The organism is Phytoactinopolyspora endophytica (assembly GCF_004138495.1).
GTDB classification, from domain to species: Bacteria; Actinomycetota; Actinomycetes; order Jiangellales; family Jiangellaceae; genus Phytoactinopolyspora; species Phytoactinopolyspora endophytica.
Genome location: NZ_ML142852.1, coordinates 159,727 through 162,250, shown reverse-complemented (window position 1 = coordinate 162,250; position 2,524 = coordinate 159,727). Strand labels below are relative to the sequence as shown.

The window sequence follows — 2,524 nt, the reverse complement described above, 5'->3', positions numbered from 1 at the left end:
GTGGACAACGTCCAGCCCACGGCGCCCCGAACGCTCTCGGAGCCACTGACCGAGCTCGGCGGCGACCTTGGCCATCCCGTGTACTTCGAAGGCTGGGACATGTGGCTGCAGCCGCAGGACGACCGGACAGGGTACGACGGCGAGCCCTACGTCGTCGGCGAGCTCCAGCTGAACGGCGACGGCTGGTACAACTACTTCGGATTCCCAGAGGAACCGATGCCCGAGTCGCCTTTCCGGTTCCGCCAGGCGGGCACCGATGTAAAAGCGCTGACGTACGGGAATCTCGGTACCGGTGGGTTGTCCAAGGCGGCATTCGAGCAGGACTACGGTCCGGACGACCCGAACGGGCCGTTCGTCCCCGGGTATGGGACGCACACGGTGGAGCACCGGGCCATCGGCCCGTCCGGCAACATCGGTCAGGCCGAGGAGTACCAGGCCACCGTCCTGCCTGGCGAGGTCCCGGAGTGCACCGAGACCGTCACCGGGAGACACAATGGTGGCGTGCTGGTCACCGACGGTGTCGCGTGCCTGGAAGACGCCCAGGTGAGCGGGACGGTGACCCTCCGTTCGGGCGCATCGCTCGTGGTGCGAGACAGCTCGATCGCCGGCAGCCTCATGGCTGACGGCGCCGACGAGGTGCAGTTGTTCGGCTCGAGGATCAGCGGAGTCACTCGGATCAGCGCGACGACGGGCGGGATCACGGCGGCCGGCAACACCTTTGCCGGGTCCGTCACCCTCGCGGACAACCTGCAGGTTCCGCCGAACACGTGGGCCGAGCGGTTCAGCGAGTACGGGTACGCCTACGGCCCGGTACTGGCCGGCAACACGTTCTCCGGCCGGTTGAGCTGCACCGGCAACAGCGAACCGGCCAGTGACTTCGACGCTCCCAACGAGATCGCCGGCCATGCGGCCGGCGACTGCGCGGACCTGTGACGGCACGCTGATGGCTCGGCGTCTCCGCTCCGGCCTGCTGCTCGCCACGGTTATGGCCGTCGTTCTGACCGGTGTAGCAGGCACTGGTGCGGAGGCGGCCAGCCCTGCCAGTCCGGCGGGTGCAGCCGTCGTCGATGCGCGGACCGAGGAGCCGGGACCGGCCGGCGACCGTGTTGCGGCCCTCGGCACGGAGCTGACGGCCTCGGACGTCAATCTGGAAATCAAGTTCGTCGCGGCTCTAAATGTCGACCCACGGCCCGCGGTTCGACCTGTAGGGCTGGGGCCACGAGATCGTCACCATGGGCTACTGCGCGCTCGACTGTGTCGAGAGCGAGCACAACATCAGGTACGCCGAGTCGTTCGGCGACACGTCGGGCGCGGGCCCTATCGTCACCGTCGCGGTGGCGGCGATCCAGTCCCTATGTGACGGCCACGGGCGAGAACCATGGCGGCCGACCCGATTCGCGACATGCTGGGGACGACCGCCGGCCGCAGGGGCGAAGAGACCGCGGACCAGCACATCGGGTCGTTGCCGGATCTGCGCGTAGGGCTGAAAACGATCGAGGTCGATCCTCCCGAGACCACGCTGACGTGCAACCAGCGGCCGTGGCGTACCGGCGCGTACGTCAATCCACGAGTGACGCTTGACGCCGACGACAGGTGGGGCTCGGGCGTCGAGCGCATCGAGTACCGCGTGGACCAGGACCGCTGGATCACCTATGAGAGCCCGTTTTGCGTTGTCGGCCAGGGAGAGCACCGCATCGACCGGCGAGCGGTTGACCGGAACGGCAACGTCGAGGACATGGAGGCGGTCGCCTTCGAGAACTGGGGCCGGAATGTAGCCGCTGGTGCGGCGGACTGACTGCGCACCGCCGACTCCGACTCCGGGCGCTCAGGGGCGCATTCCACTGAGCGCCGGCGGCGTCATCGAGCCGCGACGCGGGGCGTACTGACCGGTCATCCTTGCCACCTTGAGGGCGAGATGCAGCGCGAGCCGTTCGACACCGTCCTTGAGGTCCGTGTCGGCGAGTTGCTCCAGGCGTTGCAGCCGGTAGTAGAGCGACGTGCGATGCAGGTTCAGCCGCTCGGCCGTGAGCTGCGCGTTCCCGGCGACGTCGAGATAGGTCTCCAGAGTCTCGAGCAAGGGCTGTGCATCGGCGTCACCGAACAGTCTCGCCAGTCCTTGATGGACCACCGGCACCTCCTCGTCGAGCGCCGCCAGCTTGACTACCATCTGGTGGACACCGAGCTCGGACCAGTAGACGGTTTCGCCGATGCCCGGTAGCAGCCGCGCCGCGTCGGCGGACAGCCGGGCCTCCTGGAAGGATCGGTGAGCGCATTCCAGTGTGGCTCTACGGCCGCCCACCCCGGCGATGACCGAGGCCGGGACACCGGATGCGGCGAGCGCCGCGTCCGTCAGCCGCAGCGCCAGATCGACGCGCTGCGTGAGCTGTGAGTCGTCACCGGCTGCGCAGGAGAACAAGAGAACGCCGTGGTCCCGGCGGATGAGATCGAGCATGCTGCCGCGGGGCATGATCCGGCGGAGTTCCGCGGCCGCCCGGGTGAGCGGTTCCTCGATGTCGACCACGCT

General features: G+C 68.3%; 2 protein-coding genes and 1 pseudogene. 2 read left to right on the top strand and 1 reads right to left on the bottom strand.

The features are described from left to right. Positions 1–933: pseudogene (locus ELR45_RS37305) on the top strand (M64 family metallopeptidase); the annotation flags it as partial. A 469-nt stretch (positions 934–1,402) separates the two neighbouring features. Further along, entirely contained in the window at positions 1,403–1,795 is a 393-nt protein-coding gene (locus ELR45_RS09080) for an OmpL47-type beta-barrel domain-containing protein (RefSeq protein WP_129665294.1), read from the top strand. 30 nt (positions 1,796–1,825) lie between these two features. Here ELR45_RS09080 and ELR45_RS09075 read toward each other — a convergent pair. Beyond that, positions 1,826–2,524: PucR family transcriptional regulator (locus ELR45_RS09075; RefSeq protein WP_165367626.1), on the bottom strand; the 699-nt coding region annotated here is incomplete at its 5' end.

What these genes read in the sequence shown, in the direction of transcription:
- ELR45_RS09080 (WP_129665294.1), top strand. Translation starts at nt 1,403, where the DNA reads ATGCTGGGGACGACCGCCGGCCGCAGGGGCGAAGAGACCGCGGACCAG.